The sequence below is a fragment of the Stutzerimonas sp. genome (assembly GCF_982611455.1).
In genome coordinates, this window is record NZ_CEXBBO010000002.1 from 101966 (window position 1) to 123782 (window position 21817).

Annotated in this window: 20 protein-coding genes, 1 tRNA gene and 1 pseudogene; 11 read left to right on the top strand and 11 right to left on the bottom strand. The window is 61.2% G+C overall.

Annotated elements, in window-relative coordinates; genetic code table 11:
- Positions 1-43: 43 nt before the first annotated feature.
- From AC2LD7_RS01735 to AC2LD7_RS01745, 3 genes are all read left to right on the top strand, one after another.
- A complete protein-coding gene (locus AC2LD7_RS01735) occupies positions 44-490 on the top strand; it encodes a YybH family protein (RefSeq protein WP_484596136.1) in 447 nt (148 codons plus the stop codon).
- A gap of 106 nt (positions 491-596) precedes the next feature.
- Entirely contained in the window at positions 597-953 is a 357-nt protein-coding gene (locus AC2LD7_RS01740; protein WP_484596137.1) for a YciI family protein, read from the top strand.
- A 26-nt stretch (positions 954-979) separates the two neighbouring features.
- Complete coding sequence (locus AC2LD7_RS01745) at positions 980-2230, top strand: RNA polymerase sigma factor (RefSeq protein WP_484596248.1); 1251 nt, start codon at positions 980-982, stop codon at positions 2228-2230.
- Positions 2231-2564: 334 nt separating this feature from the next.
- On the opposite strand, the gene AC2LD7_RS01750 is transcribed toward AC2LD7_RS01745, so the two are convergent.
- Positions 2565-3923 (bottom strand): sigma-54-dependent transcriptional regulator, encoded by a 1359-nt coding sequence (locus tag AC2LD7_RS01750; RefSeq protein WP_484596138.1) that lies wholly within the window; start codon positions 3921-3923, stop codon positions 2565-2567.
- Between the two features lie 27 nt (positions 3924-3950).
- The gene (locus tag AC2LD7_RS01755; RefSeq protein WP_484596139.1) at positions 3951-5699 is read right to left on the bottom strand and encodes a sensor histidine kinase; all 1749 of its coding nucleotides are present in this window, start codon (positions 5697-5699) and stop codon (positions 3951-3953) included.
- Positions 5700-6060: 361 nt separating this feature from the next.
- Here AC2LD7_RS01755 and AC2LD7_RS01760 point away from each other — a divergent pair, with 361 nt between their 5' ends.
- Both AC2LD7_RS01760 and AC2LD7_RS01765 read left to right on the top strand, forming a co-directional pair.
- On the top strand, positions 6061-7548 hold the full coding sequence (locus AC2LD7_RS01760; RefSeq protein ID WP_484596140.1) for a SulP family inorganic anion transporter: 1488 nt from the start codon (positions 6061-6063) through the stop codon (positions 7546-7548).
- 14 nt (positions 7549-7562) lie between these two features.
- A complete protein-coding gene (locus tag AC2LD7_RS01765) occupies positions 7563-8414 on the top strand; it encodes a universal stress protein (protein ID WP_484596141.1) in 852 nt (283 codons plus the stop codon).
- Positions 8415-8463: 49 nt separating this feature from the next.
- On the opposite strand, the gene cfaB is transcribed toward AC2LD7_RS01765, so the two are convergent.
- Positions 8464-9645, bottom strand: coding sequence for a C17 cyclopropane fatty acid synthase CfaB (gene cfaB, locus AC2LD7_RS01770; protein WP_484596142.1), 1182 nt, complete (start codon positions 9643-9645; stop codon positions 8464-8466).
- 533 nt (positions 9646-10178) lie between these two features.
- Here cfaB and AC2LD7_RS01775 point away from each other — a divergent pair.
- On the top strand, positions 10179-10733 hold the full coding sequence (locus AC2LD7_RS01775; RefSeq protein WP_484596143.1) for a Panacea domain-containing protein: 555 nt from the start codon (positions 10179-10181) through the stop codon (positions 10731-10733).
- Positions 10734-11221: 488 nt separating this feature from the next.
- A complete protein-coding gene (locus tag AC2LD7_RS01780; RefSeq protein WP_484596144.1) occupies positions 11222-11788 on the top strand; it encodes a DUF4145 domain-containing protein in 567 nt (188 codons plus the stop codon).
- Positions 11789-11920: 132 nt separating this feature from the next.
- On the opposite strand, the gene AC2LD7_RS01785 is transcribed toward AC2LD7_RS01780, so the two are convergent.
- Complete coding sequence (locus tag AC2LD7_RS01785) at positions 11921-12157, bottom strand: DNA-binding protein (protein WP_484596145.1); 237 nt, start codon at positions 12155-12157, stop codon at positions 11921-11923.
- On the opposite strand from AC2LD7_RS01785, the gene AC2LD7_RS01790 reads away from it, so the two are divergent.
- The 4 genes and pseudogenes from AC2LD7_RS01790 (at position 12150) to AC2LD7_RS01805 (ending at position 13337) form a co-directional block, all read left to right on the top strand.
- A complete protein-coding gene (locus tag AC2LD7_RS01790) occupies positions 12150-12338 on the top strand; it encodes a hypothetical protein (protein ID WP_484596146.1) in 189 nt (62 codons plus the stop codon). The genes AC2LD7_RS01785 and AC2LD7_RS01790 overlap by 8 nt on opposite strands.
- Positions 12331-12719 (top strand): annotated as a pseudogene (locus tag AC2LD7_RS01795) (hypothetical protein). The gene AC2LD7_RS01790 and the pseudogene AC2LD7_RS01795 overlap by 8 nt, the downstream one beginning before the upstream one ends.
- 124 nt (positions 12720-12843) lie before the next feature.
- Entirely contained in the window at positions 12844-13167 is a 324-nt protein-coding gene (locus tag AC2LD7_RS01800) for a hypothetical protein (RefSeq protein WP_484596147.1), read from the top strand.
- Positions 13134-13337, top strand: coding sequence for a tyrosine-type recombinase/integrase (locus AC2LD7_RS01805; protein ID WP_484596148.1), 204 nt, complete (start codon positions 13134-13136; stop codon positions 13335-13337). The genes AC2LD7_RS01800 and AC2LD7_RS01805 overlap by 34 nt, the downstream gene beginning before the upstream one ends.
- Positions 13338-13368: 31 nt before the next feature.
- Here AC2LD7_RS01805 and AC2LD7_RS01810 read toward each other — a convergent pair whose 3' ends face one another.
- From AC2LD7_RS01810 to uvrD, 7 genes are all read right to left on the bottom strand, one after another.
- Positions 13369-13503 (bottom strand): YHYH domain-containing protein, encoded by a 135-nt coding sequence (locus AC2LD7_RS01810; protein WP_102851770.1) that lies wholly within the window; start codon positions 13501-13503, stop codon positions 13369-13371.
- Positions 13504-13678: 175 nt separating this feature from the next.
- Positions 13679-13774 (bottom strand) — tRNA-Sec (locus AC2LD7_RS01815).
- Between the two features lie 53 nt (positions 13775-13827).
- Entirely contained in the window at positions 13828-15744 is a 1917-nt protein-coding gene (gene selB / locus AC2LD7_RS01820; RefSeq protein ID WP_484596149.1) for a selenocysteine-specific translation elongation factor, read from the bottom strand.
- The gene (gene selA / locus AC2LD7_RS01825; RefSeq protein WP_484596150.1) at positions 15741-17147 is read right to left on the bottom strand and encodes an L-seryl-tRNA(Sec) selenium transferase; all 1407 of its coding nucleotides are present in this window, start codon (positions 17145-17147) and stop codon (positions 15741-15743) included. The genes selB and selA overlap by 4 nt, the downstream gene beginning before the upstream one ends.
- A 259-nt stretch (positions 17148-17406) precedes the next feature.
- Positions 17407-18243 (bottom strand): Tim44 domain-containing protein, encoded by an 837-nt coding sequence (locus AC2LD7_RS01830; RefSeq protein ID WP_484596151.1) that lies wholly within the window; start codon positions 18241-18243, stop codon positions 17407-17409.
- A gap of 141 nt (positions 18244-18384) precedes the next feature.
- Positions 18385-19494 (bottom strand): TRAP transporter substrate-binding protein, encoded by a 1110-nt coding sequence (locus AC2LD7_RS01835; RefSeq protein ID WP_484596152.1) that lies wholly within the window; start codon positions 19492-19494, stop codon positions 18385-18387.
- Positions 19495-19550: 56 nt separating this feature from the next.
- A complete protein-coding gene (uvrD, locus tag AC2LD7_RS01840; RefSeq protein ID WP_484596153.1) occupies positions 19551-21743 on the bottom strand; it encodes a DNA helicase II in 2193 nt (730 codons plus the stop codon).
- Positions 21744-21817: the final 74 nt, after the last annotated feature.

Genomic DNA, 21817 nt, shown 5'->3' on the forward strand with positions numbered 1-21817 from the left:
CCAGCCAAACCAGCCAAGAGCCCATCAACCAACAGGTACTAGCATGAACAACGCAACTGAAAACCAGAACGACGAAACCCGCATCCGCCAGCTCACCGAGGAATGGGAACGCGCGATCGGGGTCAAGGATCTCGACCGCATCATGTCCCAGTACGCCGCCGACGTACTGGCCTTCGACGCGGTGGGTCCCTTGCAATTCAAGGGCGTCGAAGCCTACCGCCAGCATTGGCAGAAGTGTTTCGAATTCTGCCAGGGCGAGGGGCACTTCAAGGTGAACGAGCTGGCCGTCAGAACCAGCGGCGATCTGGCTTATAGCCATCTACTGAGCCACTGCGGCGGAACCAACGAGAAAGGTGAAATGCAGTCGGCCTGGATGCGCGGCACGCGTTGCTGGCGTCGGCAGGACGGCGATTGGAAGGTCGTCCATGAGCACTTCTCGATGCCGTTCGATATGGCCAGCGGCGAGGTATCCTTCGGGCTCGAACCCTGACCGCTAAAGAGCACAGATGCTACGCCGCTGGCGCGTCGCAAAGACGCTCGCTTTCGCCGCCAACTGCTAACGTTGTTGTCGGCGCTGATGTGATTGGAGAAGACCGATGAAATACCTTTGCCTCGTCTACTACGACGAGCAGCGAGTGGATGCGATGACCGATGATGAATGGGCCGCATTGGTGGATAAGTGCATTGCCAACGGCGAACGGCTGCGTGAAAGCGGCCACTTCATCGCTGGCGAGCCGCTGCAGTCGGTGCGCACGGCCAAGACTGTGCGAGTGCGCGAGGGCTCGGTTTCGGTCATCGACGGACCTTTCGCCGAAACCCGCGAGCAGCTGGCAGGCTTCTATCTGCTGGAGGCGCAGGATTTCGACGAGGCGGTGCGGCTGGCGTCGAAAATCCCGCCGGCCTATCTGGGCAGCATCGAGGTCCGCCCATTGCGCCAGCTGCCTGATCGTTGATCCGCCGAGACCGGCCATTGATCGTCATACCCGGCAGCGGGAAACCGACCAAGACGGATATCGAGGCCATCTACCGCAACGAATCGCGGCGGGTGCTGGCGACCCTGATCCGTCTGCTGGGTGACTTCGATCTGGCCGAAGAGGCGCTGCAGGATGCCTTTATCGCTGCGGTGCAGCAGTGGCCGCGCGACGGCTTGCCAGCCAGTCCGCGGGCCTGGTTGGTGTCGGCTGGACGTTTCAAGGCCATCGATGGCCTGCGCCGACGGGCCCGCTTCAATGCCTCGCTGAACCTGTTGGCCGATCAGCTGGATGACGGCGATGAACCGGACTGGGAGCGTGAGGACCTGGAGGACGACAGGCTGCGGTTGATCTTCACCTGCTGTCACCCGGCATTACCGGCCGATGCGCAGGTGGCGCTGACCTTGCGCGAGGTCTGCGACCTGAAGACCGAGGAAATCGCCCGCGCTTTTCTCGCCTCGCCGAGCACCATTGCCCAGCGCATCGTCCGTGCCAAACAGAAGATTCGCGATGCGGCGATTCCGTATCGCGTGCCCGCCCGTGATGAACTACCAGCGCGGCTGGATAACGTCTTGCGAGTGATCTACCTGGTGTTCAACGAGGGCTACTCGGCGTCCAGTGGCACCGAACTGATCCGTGCCGATCTCAGCGCCGAAGCGATCCGGCTGGGACGGCTGTTGCTCGAACTGCTGCCGGACCCGGAGCTGATGGGCCTGCTGGCGCTGATGCTGCTGCATGACTCACGCCGCGCGGCACGCACCGATGGCACGGGCGAACTGGTTCGCCTCGACGAGCAGGACCGCGATTTATGGGATCAGACCCAGATTGCCGAAGGCTCGACGCTGGTGCAGCGTGCGCTGGCATCACGACGTTTCGGCCCCTACACCCTGCAAGCGGCCATCGTTGCCGTGCATGCCGAGGCGCCCAGTGCCGCGCAGACCGACTGGGCACAGATCGTCGGGCTCTATGACGTGTTGCTGCGGGTCAGCCCATCGCCCGTGATCGAGCTGAACCGCGCCGTGGCCATGGCTATGCGCGACGGTCCTGATGCCGGATTGCTGCTGATCGAAGGCTTGCTGACGCGCGGCGAGTTGCAGGATTACCACTTGCTACACTCGGCCCGCGCCGACTTCTGCCGCCGCCTGGGTCGTATCGACGATGCCCGTAGTGCCTACCGAACCGCCCTGCAACTGACGCGGCTGGAGCCGGAGAAACGCTTTCTGCAGCAACGGCTGAGCGAGTTGGGCGAGGCTGATTGAGGGGCGGATATCGGTATCGCTCTGCTGATGGTTCCCTCGTTCTCGCATAGGAACACCAAAAGTCCCGACGGTGAGCGTCCGCCCACCAACTGCCCTGGCACCGCTTTTTACTGGCATTTCGTCCATGCCGCGTCACCGCACTCTGGTGGGCTGAAGCGGAGCGCCGCCCGGCCCACCCTACAAAATGGCGCCGAGCTCTGGCGGGCTGAATCGGAGCGCCACCCGGCCAGTCCTGTAGGGTGGGCTTCAGCCCACCGTGTCGTTACCTGAGGCGGGAGAGACGCGTTCGCGAGCAAGCTCGCTCGTACAGCGAAACATGCATGCCACGGCGTCTTTAACCGTCGCTGCTGCCCGCCGGTAGGTAATCGCTGCGACTCAATCCGTGGCGCTGCATCTTCTCGTTGAGCGTGCGGCGCGGCAGCTGCAATTGCGCCATGACCTCGGCAATGTTGCCTTTGGTCTGCAGCAACGCGCTGTGCAGGCATTGCGCTTCGAAGGCTTCCATCTGCTCGGCCAGCGAAGTGCCGGACATGGCAGTGGCGGTAGCGCTCGTGGAAGGCGGTGGCGTCAGGCCCAGCGCATGGCGCTCGGCGGCGTTGATCAGTTCGCGTACGTTGCCCGGCCAATCGTGGCTCAGTAGCTGCGCCAGTTCGCCTGGGCTGGCCGGCGGCGCCTCGCGCCCATGACGTCGCGCCGCCTGGGTGGAGAAGTGTTCGAATAGCAGCGGGATGTCTTCGCGGCGCTCGCGCAGTGGCGGAATGCGCAGTTCGGCGACGTTCAGGCGATACAGCAAATCCTCGCGGAAGCGTCCGCCACGTACTTCTTCCAGCAGGTCGGGCTTGGCCGCGCTGATCACGCGTAAATCCACCTCGATGCTGCGATTGGAGCCGAGCCGCTCGAGGGACTTTTCCTGCAACACGCGCAACAGTTTGACCTGCTGCGCCAAGGGCATGCTTTCAATCTCGTCGAGAAACAGCGTGCCACCGGCGGCATGCTCGATGCGACCGATGCGTTTGCCCTGAGCGCCGGTAAAGGCGCCGCTTTCGTGGCCGAACAGCTCGCTCTCGAAGATGGTTTCAGGAATGGCGGCGCAGTTCAGCGCAACGAATGAATGGCTCGCGCGCGGGCTGAAATCATGAAGACAGCGCGCCACTTGCTCCTTGCCGCTGCCGGTATCGCCGCGGATCAGCACGTTGACGTCGGTGCCGGCCAGTTCCAGCACTTGGCGCCTGAGATTTTCCATCACACGCGAGACGCCCAGCAGCATCGACTCGATGCGCCCCTTGCGGGTGAATTGCTCGCGCAGCTGACGGTTTTCACAGACCAGCCGGCGCTTGTCCTGGGCGCGGCGCACGCTGTCTAGCAGGCGTTCCGGGGTAAAGGGTTTCTCGATGAAGTCATAGGCGCCCTGGTGCAGCGCCTGCACAGCCATCGGTACGTCGCCGTGGCCGGTAACCATGATCACCGGCAGCTCCGGGTCCAGTGCCACCAGCCGTTCCAGCAAGCCAAGGCCGTCGAGGTCGGGCATGCGCACGTCGCTGATCAGCACACCGGAGAAATCCCGATCGACCAACCGCAGCGCCTCATGCGCACTGGCGCAGGTACGCACGGCAAAGCCGGACAGCTCCAGCCATTGCTGCACCGCCTGGCGGATCGCCGCCTCATCATCGATGAAAATCACCTGGCCGCTCATATTCGCTCCTTCCTACAGATGCCCAGTCTACTCGGCTGCCGGTAGTTTCAGTTCGAACACCGCGCCGAGCGCATCGTTGTGCGCCTCCAGATTGCCGCCGAGATCGCGCACGATACCGTAGGAAACCGCCAATCCGAGCCCCAGGCCCTGGCCGACCGGTTTGGTGGTGAAAAAGGGCTCGAAGACCTGATCAAGATGTTCGCTGGCGATGCCGCCGCCGCTGTCGGCGACGCTCAGCACCCAGTCATTGCGATCACGATGACAGTCGATGCGGAGCTGTCGTCGTTCGGTATCTGACATGGCATCGAGCGCGTTGGTCAGCAGATTGATCAATACCTGTTCCAGGCGGATCGCATCGCCGCTGACCCCTGCATCGGCCGGAACCTGGCGCAGCACCTCGACGCCGTCGCTGCGAATGCGCGGGCCAAGTAACTGCAGCGCCTGCTCCAGAACATCGGCCAAGCTCAGGCGCTGGCGCAACCCGGCGGGGCTCTTACGGGCGAAAGTTTTCAGATGGCTGGTCAGCGCCGCCATGCGTTCAAGCAGGCCCTCGACCTGGCCGAGGCCTTCGCGCACGGCGTCGGTGCGGCCGTTATCGAGCAGCAGGCGCTGGCTGGCCAGCTGCATGCGCAGGGCAGTCAGCGGCTGGTTGATCTCGTGGGCGAGGGCGGCGGACATCTGCCCCAGCGCCGCCATGCGCGCGGCATGCACCAATTCGTCCTGAGCGGTACTCAGCTCGCGGGTGCGCACTTCCACCAGACGCTCCAGCTCGCTGCGACTACGTTGCTCGACCCGGCGAGTCATGCGGCGTTGGGCCAGATAGAGCAGCAGGAAGGCGAGGGTCATCCAGACGCCGGCGGCGGCCAGGCGATAGCTGCGCACGTTGGCGGCAATCAATTGCGGCTCCTGTAACAGGTGCAGCGTCCACTTTTCTTCCGGCAGTTCCAGGCGCTGCCAGAGGTAGTTGTGGCGGCCGTCCGGGCCGTCCACCTGGCGCCGTTCGCTGTCCTCGGCGATGCGCTGCAGGCTCCTGCTTGGCAGCGGCTGCAGGGTTTGCTCGGCATAGCGGCGCGCGGCGACCAGCCGGCTGCGCACCTCATCGCTGAGCGGGCGCAGATAGCGGAAGCGCCAAGCGGGGCGGTTGGTAAGGATGACGATATCCAGCGAATCGGAAATCAGCAGGATCCCCGTCTGCCCAACCCATTCGCGCTGCATATCTTCCAGTTCGAGCTTGACCACCAGTACGCCGATTACCCGGCCAGCGGCATCCTTCACAGAACTGGAAAGAAAATAGCCGGGGATGCCAGTGGTCACGCCGACGGCGAAATAGCGGCCTGAATCGTTTGCCACTGCATCAAGGAAATACGGTCGGAAGGCGTAATTATTGCCAACGAAACTGGTCCATTCACGCCAGTTGCTGGCGGCAAGGGTCTCGCCGTTGCGATCGAGCAGGTAAAGGACGGAAGAGCCAGCCGCCTGATTCTGCTGTTCCAGGCGTAGATTGAGTTGCTCACGCAGGGGTTGGTCGCCGGGATTGGTCAGCAGGCGCTGGATATCGCTGTCCAGTGCCAGTAAGGCCGGCACCGAACGGAAACGCTCGACCTGCGTATGGATGGCCTGAGCGTACAGTTCCAGCTGACCGCGCGCCTCCTGGCTACGTTCATCCCAGGCGCGCTGTTCGGCGATGCGCCCGGCCCAGTACATGCTCAGCAGCAGGCCGGCAAGGATCAGCAGGACGATCAGGACGACGCGGTGGCGGTTGTAGAAGGCAGGCATGGCGGGCTCGAAATAGCGATGGCGCATAGTAAGGCAAAGCGTCCGGTTTTCCAGATTTCGGCGCAGCGCGACTCTGCCTGCAGGTCGCGCCAGCGGTGCTGTTGCGCTATCCTGCGCGGCCCCGCAGAGCCGTCGAGCTTGCGAAACCCATGCAGAGTGGCTGAACACCATGATCTGGCTGCCTAGTCCGCCATAGCGCAACGCCCCCTCGCTTGATCACGACCGCCTGTCATGGGCGTTCTCGTGCACCGCGCTTTCATTCGCGTGGATTGCAGCAATACTCGAATTTAAAACACTAGTCTGTATCAGCCTGCGTACCGTGTCCGGTTTGCCGATGGTGCTTTTGCTTTGGATATTCCCGATGCTCCGTTCGATTAAACAAAACTGGTTCTGCAACATTCGTGGCGACGTGCTCGCCGGGCTCGTCGTTGCCCTGGCGCTGATTCCAGAGGCGATCGCCTTCTCCATCATCGCCGGGGTCGATCCGCGGGTTGGTCTTTACGCGTCCTTCTGTATCGCCGTGGTGATCGCTTTCGTGGGTGGTCGCCCCGGCATGATTTCCGCCGCTACTGGCGCCATGGCGCTGCTGATGGTGACCCTGGTGCGCGATCACGGCCTGCAATACCTGCTGGCGGCTTCGCTGCTCTGCGGCGTGTTGCAGATCGGTGCCGGTTACCTGCGCCTGGGCTCGCTGATGCGCTTCGTCTCGCGCTCGGTGGTCACCGGCTTCGTCAATGCGCTGGCGATCCTGATCTTCATGGCGCAATTGCCCGAGCTGACCAACGTCACTTGGCACGTCTACGCCATGACCGCGGCGGGGCTTGGGATCATCTATCTGTTTCCCTACGTACCGAAGTTCGGCAAGGTCATCCCTTCGCCGCTGGTGTGCATCCTCAGCCTGACCGCGGTGGCGATGTATCTCGGCCTGGATATCCGCACCGTCGGCGACATGGGCGACTTGCCCGATACGCTGCCGATCTTTCTCTGGCCCGAGGTGCCGCTGACCTTCGAAACCCTGGCGATCATCTTTCCGTATTCGGCTGCATTGGCCGTGGTCGGGCTACTGGAATCGCTGATGACGGCGACCATCGTCGATGATCTGACCGACACCAGCAGCGACAAGAACCGTGAGTGCAAGGGCCAGGGCGTGGCCAATATCGTCTCCAGCCTGTTCGGCGGCATGGCCGGTTGCGCCATGATCGGCCAGTCGGTGATCAACGTGAAGTCCGGTGGGCGTACGCGTCTATCGACCCTGATTGCCGGCTCGGTGTTGTTGTTGCTGGTGGTATTCCTCAGCGATTGGGTCAGGCAGATTCCCATGGCGGCCTTGGTCGCGGTGATGATCATGGTATCGATCGGCACCTTCAGCTGGGATTCGGTACGCAATCTCCGGCACTATCCGCTGTCGACCAACATCGTCATGGTGGTGACCGTGGTGGTGGTCGTGTTCACCCACAATCTGGCCTACGGCGTACTCGCTGGGGTGCTGCTGGCGGCGATGTTCTTCGCCAACAAGATCGGCCACTACCTGCATATCGGCTCGGAGCTGGACGCCGAAGGCAGCCAGCGCACCTATAAGGTGGTCGGCCAGGTGTTCTTCAGCTCGTCGGACAAATTCACCGCGGCGTTCGACTTCAAGGAAGCCCTCGCCCGGGTGACCATCGATCTCAGCCATGCGCATTTCTGGGATATCACGGCGGTAGCGGCGCTGGACAAAGTGGTGATCAAGTTCCGGCGTGAAGGCACTGACGTCGAAGTGCTGGGTCTGAACGAAGCCAGTGCAACCATCGTTGACCGCTTCGGTGTGCATGACAAACCCGAGGCCATCGACACGCTCATGAGCCATTGACCAGGAGAACGACAATGAACCAAGTAATGGCTTGTATCGACGGTTCACCCTCGGCTGCGGCAGTTTGCGATTGCGCGGCCTGGGCCAGCCTGCAAATGGATGCTCCCTTGACGCTGTTGCACGTGCTCGATCAGCAACAGTATCCGGTAGCAGGCAATCTCAGCGGCATCATCGGCCTGGGCAGCCGCGAGTATCTTCTGGAAGAGCTCGCTGCTCTGGACGAGAAACGCAGCAAACTGGCCCTGGAAGAGGGACGGATGATGCTCGATTCCGCCAAGCAGCGCGTGATCACTGCGGGTGTAGGACAACCGGAAATCCGTCAGCGCCACGGCGATCTAGTGGAAAGCCTGCGTGACCTGGAAGCTGATACGCGGCTGCTGGTCATCGGCAAGCAGGGCGAGGATAGCGGTGCGGACATCCAAATGATTGGCAGCCAGCTGGAAAGCGTTGTCCGTACTCTGCATCGGCCGATTCTGGTAACCCCGGCCAGCTTCAGTGTGCCGACCAGCGTGATGCTGGCATTCGACGGCAGCGCGACGACCATCAAGGGCGTGGAAATGCTTGCGGCCAGTCCGCTGTTCAAGGGCATCCCAGTTCATCTGGTAATGGTGGGCGTGGACACCGCCGATAGTCGCGCGCCGCTGGAATCTGCCCGCGATGCGCTGGCTGCGGCCGGTTTCGAGGTCCACATCGCCATTCGCGCCGGTGAAGTCGAACGCGCCCTGCATGCCTACCAAGCCGAGCACGGCTTTGGTCTGTTGGTAATGGGGGCGTATGGCCATTCGCGGATCCGCCAGTTCCTGGTCGGCAGCACCACGACCAATATGATTCGCACGACTACGACCCCGCTGCTGCTGTTGCGTTGATTGGCGATTCGGGCCGCCAGGGCGACCTTGGCGGCCGGGAAGAGCGTTGCTATCGGTACAGGTCGGCGCGGCTCCAGGGCAGCTCATGGGAACCATCGGCCAGCGGCTTGCTCGCCAGGATCTGGTGCAGGTTGATCCAGTTGCGGCGAAAGCCATAGGCGCAGCCCGCGAGATAAAGCCGCCAGATGCGCAACGCGCGCTCCGGAACCATTCGCTGGGCCTCGGCCAGGTTCGCCTCCAGCCGTTCGCTCCAGAACTGCAGCGTGCGCGCATAGTGCAGACGCAAACTTTCCACATCGACGATTTCCAGCCCCGACTCGCTGATGCACGAACTGATTTTCACCAGATGCGGCAGCTCGCCGTGGGGGAATACGTAACGGTCGATGAACTCACCGGCGCCATGGCCCACTGGCCGGCTGTCGACATGCCGCGCGGTAATGCCGTGGTTGAGCACCAGCCCGCCCGGGCGCACCACGTTTGATAGCTGCTTGCAGTACAGCGGCAGGTTGGCATGGCCGACGTGCTCGAACATACCGACGCTGACCACCTTGTCGAACTGGCTGTCCTTGGGTAGATCGCGGTAATCCATCAGTTCCAGCTGAACCTGACCCTCCAGGCCTTCGGCAGCGACGCGTTCGCGGCCCAGCTTCAACTGCTCGCGACTGAGTGTAATGCCTAGCACCTCGGCACCGAATTCGCGGGCGGCAAACCGCGTTAGTCCGCCCCAGCCGCAGCCGACATCCAGCATACGGTCGCCGGGTTTCAGACGTAACTTGCGGCACAAGTGACGCAGCTTGGCCTGCTGGGCTTGGTCGAGGTCCTCCGTGCCGGTCTCGAAGTAGCCGCAGGAGTAGACCATGTCGCGGTCGAGCCAGAGTTGGTAAAAATCGTTGGACAGATCGTAGTGGTAGGAAATGGCCTCGGCGTCGGTGGCCTTGTCATGCGCCTTGCGAGTCGGCGGCGCGGCATTGTCATTGCCCAGCGCCCGACTCATTTCATCGCCGATGCGGATGATTTCTTCAAGCGGCCCATGCAGATCGACCTTCCCCTCGACATAGGCGCTGCCAAGCAGGTCCAGACTGGGGTGCGACAGTTGCGTGATGAGGTCTGGGTCGTTGATCGCCAGCGTCACCTTGGGTGACGGGCCGATATCGAACTGTTTGCCATCCCAGAGCTGCAGCCGCAGCGGCAGCGCCAAGTTTCGCAGGGCCGGAAGCAATGTTGCCAACATGCTCGTTCTCCTTTCTACCATCGGAGAAAGGCTAGTTCAGAATGACGAGGCTGCCCTAAAGGCGCTGATAGATTTTCTGCATTGCGCTAATAAAGCAGCGGAGGTGTTGACGAATACTTGCCGGTCGCAACGAGTGTGATTGCAATCTGACAGGCCGAATAGCTGGCGGCGATGGCTTCACCAGGCTAAGAATGGCGGAAGGCAGTGGGAGTCGAACTCATTTTTTGGGGCTGCAGTGACCAGCAGTCTTCGGCTTTGCTAGGCCTGCCGACCCGGCGCGGCTGCATATTCCTGCTCTGGCCCGCATTGTATTCGACACTTTTTCGACATTTCATCTCTGGCGGCTGTCATTTGGCTGTCCACGTGCTACAAGAGAAGGTAGAGGTGGTAGCGCGCGATATCTGTATAGATGTACAGTGCGTATTGAACCGTTCGGCGATTTCGCTTGACTAATGATTTGTCAAGCCCATAATCCGCTGGCTTTTTTTGCTACACATCCTTGCCTACGGAATGGGCAGTGAGAGGTACCTACTGTGATTTTCAGTGAACAAAAAGTTGCCCAAATTGCGGCTTTCTTTTTGGCTCGCCGTCAAGGCCCGATGTCTCACATGAAGCTCATGAAGCTCATGTACCTGGCCGACCGCGAAAGCATGGCCCGTTTCGACGTGCCTATGTCGGACGATTTTCAATGCAATATGAGAAATGGTCCGGTTCTTTCTTCCACGCTCAATTTGATGAACGGTTTCATCGAGCACAGAGCTTGGAGTGAACTCATTAGCCCGATTTCCAACAATGAAGTCTGGCTGATGAAACCTATTGAGAATCTGGAGGAGTTAGACGAACTTTCCCTTTCTGATTTGTCGATACTCGAGCATGTTTTCCAAGAGCATGGTAGGAAAAGACGGTGGGATTTGGTGGATTACACGCACGATCTGCCTGAGTGGGTAAATCCTGGAAATTCAAGCACTCCAATTGACCAGACAGTAACGTTTAGAGCGTTTGGTTGTTCGGATGAGGATGCTCAGGAAAAAACGAGACAAATGCAGTTGCGCAAGCAATTAGGGTTGAAGCTGTCTGAGATGTATTAATGCCAGGGATTGTTTTTCGGCGAGGAACGCTTTTAATTCACACTGGGCCTCATCCTCACCTTCATGTAGTCATGAATGATCCCGTTCACTGCAATGAGGTCGGTGACCACTCCGTTCTAGTTGTAAATCTCTCCTCAGTTAAGCCTGGCTCGTATCATGATCCATCGTGCATCCTTTTGCCTGGGTGTCACCCTTTCGTGCGGATGGATAGCTGGGTGATGTATAGCCACTCAGTTGTGCTCAAGGTCCCAAGGATTGAGCATAATATTGCCATCGGTGATATTCAGCATCGGGACCCAGTTAGTCTGGAAACTTTTGAAGCTATAAGAAATGGCTTTGAAATTTCTCCGCACGTTAAGCCTAAGATAACTCGATATATGAGGTTGCACGGCATATAGATTCTGTCTATGTAGATGGTAGTCTAGAGCTTTGTTCTTGCCGTTCGGTCTTTTGCATCGTTAGTGTCTAGACATAGGTTAGGAGTATGCATGAGTTGGCAGAGTGCGACGGATATAGGGTCAAAACGGTTCGTGTGTGGCTGGTGTTCCAGCACTGTTGCTGGATCAACCGGTTTTAAACAGCTTAGGCTTAAAAACCGTGTGGCCGTCATTTCCAGCAAGATCTATATATGCCCTCATTGCAGCTCGCCAACCTACTTCTGTGATGATAAACAGCACCCCGGGGTTGCTCCTGGCTCCCAAGTCTCAAACGTTCCTCCAGACATCGAAGCTCTCTACGATGAGGCTCGGCAATGCGTTGCTGCGTCTTGTTTTACGTCTGCGGTTCTTGCGAGCCGAAAGCTACTTATGAACATTGCGGTAAACAACGGGGCAAAGGAGGGTGCATCCTTCGTTGTATATGTTGAGCACCTAGCGTCAGCTGGATTCGTCCCGCCAAATGGAAGAGGTTGGGTAGATCACATCCGGAAAAAGGGTAACGAAGCGAATCATGAGATCGCGCTTATGACGCGTGTCGATGCGGAAGAATTGCTTTCGTTCTCGGAAATGCTGCTGAAGTTTATTTATGAGTTCCCAAGTCGGATCCCCGCATCATAAATTTGCTCGCTTATATCAAACTCAAGCCGTGCCGGTCCGCTGCACGGTTTAATTCAAACGGCTAAAGCCGCTACTTTCACCTAGCCCCTTGCGCTCGGGCATACCATCGCCTAGCTACTTTCCGTGTGATTGCTATCCCGCGCTGGGTCGGCTCAAGTTTCGGTTGGCCTCGTCGTAGGCCGGGCTGGTCTGGCCGATCTCTGAGGCAATCTGTCCGCTGGCTAGCCATAGGGCGTATTGGGGATAGATTTTCACCAGTACGTCTATCTCGTCTGCGCTTACGCGCACCGCGCCTTTGCTGACGTTCCGCCAGCGCTCGTAATCACCACCTTGTTCGCTCGCCCGCTTGGGGCCGATCAGCTTGAGCAACGCGCGTGCTCTTGCCGAGATGAGCGGCGTATCGGTTGAGGAGGCCATTAACTGGGCAGGCTCCGGCGCCATCCCAAGCATGAAGCTGGCGGACTTTCGCATGGTCAATCTGGCCCGCCTGCGTGATGACTTGCTCAAGGGCAAGACGGAGTTTCAACCAGGGGATTACAGCCATGTCTAGCCAACGCATCGAGCTCGATGCGCAAAGCGCGCTGGCCTATGTAGGTCAAACCGTTCTGGTGGAATTGCGCTGGGACGATGAACCCGATTCCTTCTGGCAGTGCATGCATGTCCTGGGCGTTGTGCTGCCGATGGAGGGCTTCTGTGATCTGGCCTATTTCATGGGGCTGAACGTCTCCAGCCAGCTCGACTACCCGAACGAAGTCTACTTCTCCGATATCTGCACCATCAGGGTGATGCGGCACCGCGACCGGCATGGTTCCGGCAACGGACTGGGCCGTATCGCCCTCCCTAAGCACGCAAGGCAAGGGCCGCGCTCCCGGCTCGTCGGAACAGCTCCACCGTTCCGTCGAACGGAAGCACGGGCGCAGCGCACCCTTGATCCTGCACGATTATGAAAAGCCTATCGCTGGGAGTGTGGAGTAGCTTCTCCACCCCACACTCCCGAGCCCTCAGCGGCAAGAGCGGGATGACAAGGGCAGCGCCCTTGATGTTATCGTCCTCGCGTGCCGCGCCGATCTCAAACTTCCCACCTGCTCGCGCTGGCCAGCCTCGCGCTCTACCTCGCCTGGGTCAGCACGCCACCGACTGACCGTGCCCTGATGACCTTGATCCAGGACCAAACCTGTCTTGAAGATCCGACCGTGTTATTCACCGACCCGGTGCCCGGAGCGAAAGCGCATGACCGTACCCACCAGCACTTCGAGGAGCACGGACTGTTCACCAACTGCCGCGACAGCTTCGACTACGCCGTCAGCATGTCAGGGCTCACATTACCGGCTGGGCAGAAACGCATGTGCTGCGGCACACCTTCGCGTCCCATTTCTTGATGAACGGCAGCAACATCCTGACCCTGCAAAAGGTCCTCAGCCATGCCTCGCTGAACATGACCATGCGCTACGCACATCTGGCGTCGGATTATCTGAAGGGCGTCATCAAGCTCGGGCTGCTTCGCGGCTTTCGCCACTTCTACGTTGTGCATACGTGCGACAAAGCCTAACCCCGCCGAGACGGGGCACAGGCATCGATGCTTAGTGGCAGTGGTAGTCGCCGGTCTTGTGATTACGATGGCAACCTTTGGAATCTGTACCGCCACTGTGGGCAAAGGCAGATGCGGACGTTACTGCAATCAAAGCAGCGATGATCACGGCAGAAATCTTCTTCATTGGGTGCTCCTTCTTGCTGGCATACCCGGAGTGATATCAAAGTGATATCTAGCCGCATGATGCGCTTGCCAATACAGGAAGTCGCCAGTTTTCGACACTTCTTCGACACCCAAGCCGAAGTCGCTCCGGTCGAGTAGCTGAAGGCCACGTAGTTCGGGGCTTTCAGAGCGGGAAATGGCGGAAGGCAGTGGGAGTCGAACCCACCCGGGGACGGCTGCCGCCCCCAACCGGGTTTGAAGCCCGGCCGCACCACCGGGTGCGATTGCCTTCCAGAAGTCACCCCGAACGGGCTGAGCAACGGGTAAGAAAAATAACGTTAGCAGCCTACCGGAGTTCGACCTCCGCGGCCAAGGCGCTGTCCTGCCGGACCTTGCGCTCGTTGCCGAAGCGCCGGGTAAGGCCGATGCGGTCGAAGTGTTCCAGCAATTGAATGCTGCGTTTACGCCCGAGCTGAATCCGGTCGCGGAAGGCGGCGGCGCGGATCACCCCGGATTGCTGCTCCATCAGCAATATCTGATTGGCCAGTTGGCGGATGGTCGAGTCGGGGTAGAACAGGTCTTTGACGACCTGCTGCAGCGCTCCGATGCGCGCCAGTTTGCGCAGTAAATGGCGAACCTGATCCTCTGCGACGTCAATTTCGCGGGCGAGATCGCGCACCCAGGGCGGATTGAAACGGGCCGAGTCGAGCAGCGGCCACAGCCGAGTTTTCAAGGCTTCCTCTTCATCGCTCAATCGTACTCGGTGCTCAGGAAGATGCAGCCAGGGGCCGCTGGCTTCCAGCGTGCCGGCCGCCAAGGTTTGCTCCAATAGCGCGATGAAGACCGGGCGCTCCAGCTGGGGCAGGGCGTAGCGGCGCAGGCGATCACGGTCCGGGCCGATTTCGTCCGGTTGCTCTTCATGAAAGCGTTGCAGTGCCGCCATCAGGCTTTGTTCGAGGTAATCCCAGACGCCCCGGTCGAACAGCCGCAAGCCCAATCTCGTCGCGACCTCCACTGCGTCGTCCGGTAGCTGCCAGGTCTGTCGCGGGCGATTGAATTGACGCTCCAGATGCGCCGGCTCCAGGCCATTGATGGCGCTGGGAAGTAGCGCAGGCAGGATGTCTTCAAGCGTTTCACCGCCCAGTGCACGGAGCTGGGCCAGACGCGCCTGACGGTGCCGATTGCGTGGCGGGGCGAAGGGGTCGAGTACACGACCGCCGCCGAGGGTGCGCTGGGCGGACTGATCGCGCAGCACCACACGATCGCCATGCACCGCATGGGTTGGCGCATTGAGCAGTAACTGCGCATGCACGCGACCACCGGGCGCCAGGCGTTCGCCTTCGAGCAGAGCAATGCGCCCGGTGACGTCCTGAGCGCCCAAGTGCACGTGGACTGGAGTCCAATGCTTGAGGTCGCGAGCCTCGCTGGCCAGCAGTGTGAATTCAATGTCGATGCGGCGGGTGGATGCCTGCAGCGCCGGCTCCGCCAGCCAGTCGCCGCGGTGGACATGTTCCACTGCCAGGCGATCCCCAGCAAGATTCAGCGCGACCCGTTGGCCCGCGTGCGCCTCGCCGGCTTCGCGATTCTGTGCATGCAGCCCGCGTACCCGGACGGTCCGGCCGCCGGGGCTGAGCACCAGCTCATCGCCTACCTGGGCATGGCCGGCAAAGGCGGTGCCGGTGACTACGACGCCTGCGCCAGTGACGCTGAATGCACGGTCGATGGCCAGGCGGAAGTAGCCCTCACGGCTGCGCGCATGAATGAGTGAAGCCTGCTCGACCAGCGCAGCGCGCAGAGTATCGATACCTTCGCCAGTGATGCTGGAGACCGGGAATATCGGCGCGCCGGCCAGCGCTCCGGGGACCAGCAGCGTTTCGATTTGTTGGCGCACCTCGTCCACGCGTGAGAGTTCGGCCCTGTCGATCTTGGTCAGAGCCACCAGCGCGTGGCGAATCCCGAGCAGCTCGACGATGGCAAGATGCTCACGGGTCTGCGGCATTACGCCGTCATCGGCAGCGACCACCAGCAACATGCAGTCGATGCCGCAAGCGCCGGCTAGCATGTTGTGCACGAAACGCTCATGGCCGGGCACGTCGACGAAGCCGGTCAGTTCGGCCTCGCCGAGTGGCGCATAGATATAACCGAGGTCAATGGTGATGCCGCGCAGGCGTTCCTCTCGGCGGCGGTCGCCTTCCTGCCCGGTAAGCGCCTTGAGCAGCGCGGTCTTGCCGTGGTCGATGTGACCTGCGGTGCCGATGATCAAATGCCGAGCTCCTGAAGATGTGGCAACTGTTCGAGAAAAGCCGCCTCGTCGTCGAGCTGGCGCAAGTCGAGCCAGAGCGCATCTTCGGACACACGCCCAAGTATCGGAATCGGCAGATAGCGCAGTGCTTCTTCGAGGTTGCGCAAACTGCGGCTGCGCAGACGCTTGGGTTGTCGCGGGTGAATACACAACGCGGCGCTAGGTAGCCGGGCCACCGGCTGCGCGCCGCTGCCAATCATGCCCAGCGCGTCCGTAACAGCGACCTGCCAAGTTTCACCAAGCACAGCAGCGAGTGCTGGCGCGATCCGCTTGGCCTGCTGACGGATATCGTGCTGCGGGCGGCTGAGCAGGCGCAGGCTGGTCAGCCGCTCGGCCAGACGATCCGGGTCACGGTAGAGGTTGAGCACTGCTTCCAGTGCCGCCAGGGTCAGTTTGTCCACACGCAGCGCGCGTTTGAGCGGATTCTTCTTGATCTTCTGAATCAGCTCGCGATGGCCGACGATCAGCCCTGCCTGCGGTCCGCCGAGCAGCTTGTCGCCACTGAAGGTGACAATATCGGCGCCGTCGCGCAGTGCCTGCTGCACCGTCGGTTCCGGCGGCAGGCCCCAACGCGAAAGGTCCACCAGGCTGCCGCTGCCCAAATCTTCGAGCAGCGGCAGATCATGGCCATGGGCGATGGCTGCCAGCTCAGCGGTCGTGACGCTGGCGGTGAAGCCCTGAACGCTGTAGTTGCTGGTGTGCACGCGCATCAGCAGACCGCTGCGCGAGTTGATGGCGTTCTCGTAATCCTGGGCGTGGGTCCGATTGGTCGTGCCCACCTCGCGCAGCTTTACGCCAGCACGGCTCATGATGTCGGGGATGCGAAAGGCACCGCCGATTTCAATCAATTCACCGCGGGAGATGATGCCTTCCTTGCGTGCGCCCAGGCTGTTCAATGCCAGCAGCACGGCCGCCGCGTTGTTGTTGACCACGGTGACCGCTTCAGCACCAGTCAGCTCGCGGAGCAGGCCTTCTATCAGGTCGTCGCGATCGCCCCGCTTGCCGCTGGCCAGATCGAACTCGAGATTGATCGGGTAGCGCGCCGCCCGGGTGATCGCCTCGATGGCCTCGTCTGGCAGCAACGCGCGACCGAGATTTGTATGCAACACGGTGCCGGTGAGATTGAACAGCCGTTGCACGCGGCTGCGATGCTGATTTGCCAGGCGTTCGCCAGCGCGACGGGCAAGCACCGCTTCGGACAGCTCCAGAGCAGCAAGCTGGCCATGCCGAGCGGGTTCGCGCAATTCATCGAGCAGATCGCGCAGGGTGCCGAGCAGCGCCTCACGGCCATAGCGCTGCTGCAGCGGGGCGCAGGCTGGCGCGCGTAGCAGGCGGTCTACAGACGGCAGACGGGCACTGTTCATGGTGGACCCGCCGGGCAGTGAGACGCTGCCGAGACGGTTCTGCTGCACGCTATCGCAGCGGCGACACTTAACCCTATGACGATGCTGCCTGACACGCAGGACTCCCCGATTCAGCGCGGTTGCGCGAAAAGCATAGACGCTTGATTCCGGGTAGGGTTCAGCTTGGTTTCACTTGCGCCGGAGTGGTTTCGCTGCCAGTTGGGGCTGGCGCGGGCAATAAAAAACCCGGGCAAGCCCGGGTTTCGGTTTAGCGCTGGGGTTATGCGTTCTGGCGGATACCAGCGACCAGCCATGGCTGGTTTTCGCCCTGGGCGCGCTCCATGCGCCAGCTTTCGCTGAAGGGTTCGCCCTGATCGAAGCGCGACTCCTTCGATACGCCGACGAAGGTCAGGGTGGCGATGGTCTTCTCGGCCTGGTCATCCACACCTTCGAGCTGGATCTGCAGGTCGTCGATATAGGTCGACTGGTAGGCGTCGCCGATTTCGGCACGTTCCCGCTTGAGGAATTCATGCAGCTGCGGGGTGACGAACTCGCCGATCTTGTCCATCTCGTTGGCATCCCAGTGCTGCTGCAGCGACATGAAATGCTCGCGGGCGGCGGCTACGAAGTTCTGCTCATTGAACCAGGCCGGCGCGTTGATAACTGGCGCGGCGGCCGCCGGCGCGGCACTGCCACCGAAGATCGACTGTTGCTTCGGCATTTCGCGCTGCATCGGTGCATGTCCTGCGACGGCCGGCTGCTGCTGGCGACGCCGTGCGGCGAGGAAGCGGAACAGCAGGAAGGCGATCAGACCGAAAATCAGGATATCCATGAATTGGATACCTTCGAAGCCGCCGCCCATGAACATGGAGGCGAGCAAACCACCGGCGGCGAGACCGGCCAGCGGGCCGAGCCAGCGCGAGGCGCCGCTGGCGGCGGCCGGAGTCTGACGGCCAGCCTGATTCGGCGCAGCCTGGGTCTGTTGTGGCGCCTGACGGGTTTGGTGACTGGGCGCCGAGCCGAAGCTCTTGCCGCCGCCGAAGCGCTTGGCGTTGGCGTCGAGACTGAGAGTCAGGCCGATACACAGCGCCATGAAGATGCTAAGCACACGTTGCATTTGGTAGTCCCGGTTTGGATGAAAAATACGGTGTGATGTTGCACGGCCCGACCCGCGCGCGCCAGCTGCAGAGTGTTTCCGGCTTTTGCTTCGTTGCGCTTGCCGGCAAACGGCCGGCAAGCTTCGGGCGTGTTTCCTGGTCTAGCGCCAGTTGTACAACTCTTTCTCTGAGATCTCATGCATCGGTTTGACCTGGGCCTGGAACGCTTTCATCGAGGCCCAGATGCGGCCATTCAGCTCGCTCTGTGCGGCCAGTTCGCCGAGTACCACGTCGGACTGCTCGCGCATCGCCGCCAGTACTTCATCTGGGAAGCGCTTGAGCTCGGCGCCCTGCTGCTTGAGCTGCTCAAGGGCCATGGCGTTGTTGTAGACGTAGTCGTCGAGCATGTCGCGACTGGCGGCGCGGGCGGCCTCGGTGAGGATGGCGCGCAGGTCGTCCGGCAGGCTGTCCAGGGCCTTCTGGTTGACCAGCAGTTCCAGCACGGCCTGAGGTTCCTGCCAGCCGGGGTAGTAGTAATACTTCGCCGCCTTGTGCAGGCCGAAGGCGAGGTCGTTGTAGGGGCTGACCCAGTCGGACGCATCGATGGCGCCGGTCTGCAGAGCGGTGAAAACTTCGCCGCCGGGCAAGTTGATCGTGGTCGCGCCGAGGCGGCTCAGCACTTCGCCGCCTAAACCTGGCATGCGGATTTTCAGACCCTGGAGATCGGCCAGCGAGTTGATTTCCTTGTTGTACCAGCCGCCCATCTGCATGCCGGTGTTGCCCACCACCATCGGTTTGACGCCATAGGGTGCGTAGGCCTCGTCCCAGAATTCCTGGCCGCCGCCGCGGGTCAGCCAGGCGTTCATCTCGCTGGTCGACAGACCGAAGGGAACCGAGGTGAAGAACTGCGCGGTGGGCACCTTGCCCTTCCAGTAATAGGCGGCACCGTGGCCAAGTTCGGCGGTGCCGCGCGAGACTGCGTCGAACACTTCGAGAGCGGGAACCAGTTCGCCAGCGGCATAGACCTTGATGGTCAGCCGGCCGTCGCTCATGGTGCTGACGCGCTCAGCCAGACGCTCGGCGGCAGTGCCCAGGCCCGGGTAGTTCTTTGGCCAGGCGGTGACCATCTTCCAGTTGTAAGTCTTGGGTGCTTCGCTGGCGGCCGCTTGCGGCTCCGCGGCGGATTCGACTTTCTTCTCATCGTTACAGCCTGCTAGGCCGAGTGTTGCAAGCAGGGCAGCGGCGGCACCAAACAAGTGACGGCGTTTCATGAGTGGCTATTTCCTTTGGCGAATTTTATTAGAATCGATACAGGTTGACGTGAGCGTCATAGCGCTTCGAGTTTGGCATAACTGAGCATCAACCATTTGCTTCCTTCGTCTTCGAAGTTCACCTGCACGCGCGCCTGAGCACCCGAGCCCTCGAAATTCAGGATGGTGCCTTCACCGAACAGTGAATGGCGGACGCGCTGGCCGAGGTGGAACGGAGTTTCCGGCACGCTGGCACCATCGAACAGGGAGCCACCGCTCATGCCGCGGCTATTGAAGCTGCGGCTGACGGTATTGCTCAGACGCACCTCGCTGACCAGCGCTGGCGGCAGTTCGCGGACGAAGCGCGAAATCTTGTTGTAGGTCTCGCTGCCATAGAGCCGACGGGTTTCGGCGTAGGTGATAGTCAGTTGCTGCATGGCGCGGGTGATGCCGACGTAGGCGAGGCGGCGCTCCTCCTCGAGGCGGCCCGGCTCTTCCAGGCTCATCTTGTGGGGAAATAGCCCCTCTTCCATGCCGACCAGGAACACCAGCGGGAACTCCAGACCCTTGGCACTGTGCAGCGTCATCAACTGCACGCTGTCTTCGTGATCGCCCGCCTGCTGCTCACCGGCTTCCAGCGAGGCGTGATCGAGGAAAGCAGCCAACGGCGTCTGCTCGTCTTCCGGATCTTCGCTGTAGTTGTCGAAGGCGCGTGCGGCCGAGACCAGTTCCTCGAGGTTTTCCACCCGTGCCTGGGCTTTCTCGCCCTTTTCGTCGCGGTGGTAGGCGAGCAGACCGGATTGCTCGATGACCAGCTGCGCCATGTTGTGCAATTGCATACCCTCGACTTTCAGCGCCAGGGTGTCGATCAGCTCGACGAAGGCATTCAGCGCACTGGCGGCACGGCCCGAGACGACTTTGGTGCCCACTGCCTGATGCAGTGCTGCCCACATCGATGTTTCTTGCTGGCGGGCCAGCTGGCGCAGGCATTCCACGGTTTTCTCGCCGATGCCGCGCGCAGGCACGTTGATCACCCGCTCCAGTGCCGCATCGTTGTCGCGGGTCTGGATCAGGCGCAGGTAGGCCATGGCGTTCTTGATCTCGGCGCGCTCGAAGAAGCGCTGGCCGCCGTAGATGCGATAGGGAATCCGCTCGCGCAGCAGCGCTTCTTCCAGCACTCGCGACTGGGCGTTGGAGCGGTAGAGAATGGCGATCTCGCTGCGCGCCAGGCCTTCCTTCTTAATCGCGCTCTCGATGCTCTCGACCACGTAGCGTGCTTCGTCGTGTTCGTTGAAGGCGGCATAGAGGCTGATGGGTTCGCCTTCGCAGCCCTCGGTCCAGAGCTCCTTGCCGAGGCGACCTTGGTTGTTGGCGATCAAGGCGTTGGCGGCTTTGAGGATGCAAGCGGTGGAGCGGTAATTCTGCTCCAGGCGGATGGTTTCGGCATCGCGGAAGTCTTCGCCGAACTGGTGCAGGTTTTCGACACGCGCCCCGCGCCAGCCGTAGATAGACTGATCGTCGTCGCCTACTACCATCAGACTTTCGCCGCCCTTGGCGAGGAATCGCAGCCAGGCGTACTGCACGGCGTTGGTGTCTTGGAACTCGTCCACCAGAATGTGGCGGAAGCGCCGTTGGTAGTGATCGAGCAGGCCCGGATTGTCACGCCACAAATCCAGCGCGCGCAGCAGCAGCTCGGAGAAGTCGATCACGCCGGCACGCGCGCAAGCAGCCTCATAGGCTTCATAGATGCTCAGCATGGTGGCCAGGAACAGGTCGCCGCTGGCCTGGATATGCCGTGGACGTAGGCCCTCGTCCTTCTGCCCGTTGATCCACCACTGAGCCTGCCGCGCCGGCCAGCGCTGCTCGTCGAGACCCAGTTCGCGGATCACCCGCTTGACCAGCCTTTGCTGGTCGTCGGAATCGAGAATCTGGAAGTTCTGCGCCAGCTTGGCTTCCTGCCAATGTGCACGAAGCAGGCGATGTGCCAGGCCGTGGAAGGTCCCGACCCACATGCCCTGCGGGTTGACCTGCATCAGCTGCTCGATGCGCTGGCGCATCTCGGCGGCGGCTTTGTTGGTGAAAGTCACCGACAGAATCGAATGCAGCGAGGCGTGCTCGACCTGGTGCAGCCAGGCGATGCGATGCACCAGCACGCGGGTCTTGCCCGAGCCGGCACCGGCGAGCACAAGTTGGCGACCCAGCGGCGCGGCCACGGCCTGGCGCTGGGCATCGTTGAGGGAATTTAGGAGGAGGGAGAGATCGTCATGCATGGGCGCTATTCTATCCGCAAACCCGAGTGACTCGCTTGCACAACGGACAGGCGCTGATGTGACGTCGTTACAAA

What these genes read in the sequence shown, in the direction of transcription:
- AC2LD7_RS01755 (WP_484596139.1), bottom strand. Translation starts at nt 5,699, where the DNA reads ATGCCTGCCTTCTACAACCGCCACCGCGTCGTCCTGATCGTCCTGCTG.
- AC2LD7_RS01760 (WP_484596140.1), top strand. Translation starts at nt 6,061, where the DNA reads ATGCTCCGTTCGATTAAACAAAACTGGTTCTGCAACATTCGTGGCGAC.
- selA (WP_484596150.1), bottom strand. Translation starts at nt 17,147, where the DNA reads ATGAACAGTGCCCGTCTGCCGTCTGTAGACCGCCTGCTACGCGCGCCA.
- AC2LD7_RS01740 (WP_484596137.1), top strand. Translation starts at nt 597, where the DNA reads ATGAAATACCTTTGCCTCGTCTACTACGACGAGCAGCGAGTGGATGCG.
- AC2LD7_RS01835 (WP_484596152.1), bottom strand. Translation starts at nt 19,494, where the DNA reads ATGAAACGCCGTCACTTGTTTGGTGCCGCCGCTGCCCTGCTTGCAACA.
- AC2LD7_RS01810 (WP_102851770.1), bottom strand. Translation starts at nt 13,503, where the DNA reads ATGAAGAAGATTTCTGCCGTGATCATCGCTGCTTTGATTGCAGTAACG.
- AC2LD7_RS01830 (WP_484596151.1), bottom strand. Translation starts at nt 18,243, where the DNA reads ATGCAACGTGTGCTTAGCATCTTCATGGCGCTGTGTATCGGCCTGACT.
- AC2LD7_RS01750 (WP_484596138.1), bottom strand. Translation starts at nt 3,923, where the DNA reads ATGAGCGGCCAGGTGATTTTCATCGATGATGAGGCGGCGATCCGCCAG.
- cfaB (WP_484596142.1), bottom strand. Translation starts at nt 9,645, where the DNA reads ATGTTGGCAACATTGCTTCCGGCCCTGCGAAACTTGGCGCTGCCGCTG.
- AC2LD7_RS01735 (WP_484596136.1), top strand. Translation starts at nt 44, where the DNA reads ATGAACAACGCAACTGAAAACCAGAACGACGAAACCCGCATCCGCCAG.
- AC2LD7_RS01780 (WP_484596144.1), top strand. Translation starts at nt 11,222, where the DNA reads ATGAGTTGGCAGAGTGCGACGGATATAGGGTCAAAACGGTTCGTGTGT.
- uvrD (WP_484596153.1), bottom strand. Translation starts at nt 21,743, where the DNA reads ATGCATGACGATCTCTCCCTCCTCCTAAATTCCCTCAACGATGCCCAG.
- AC2LD7_RS01765 (WP_484596141.1), top strand. Translation starts at nt 7,563, where the DNA reads ATGAACCAAGTAATGGCTTGTATCGACGGTTCACCCTCGGCTGCGGCA.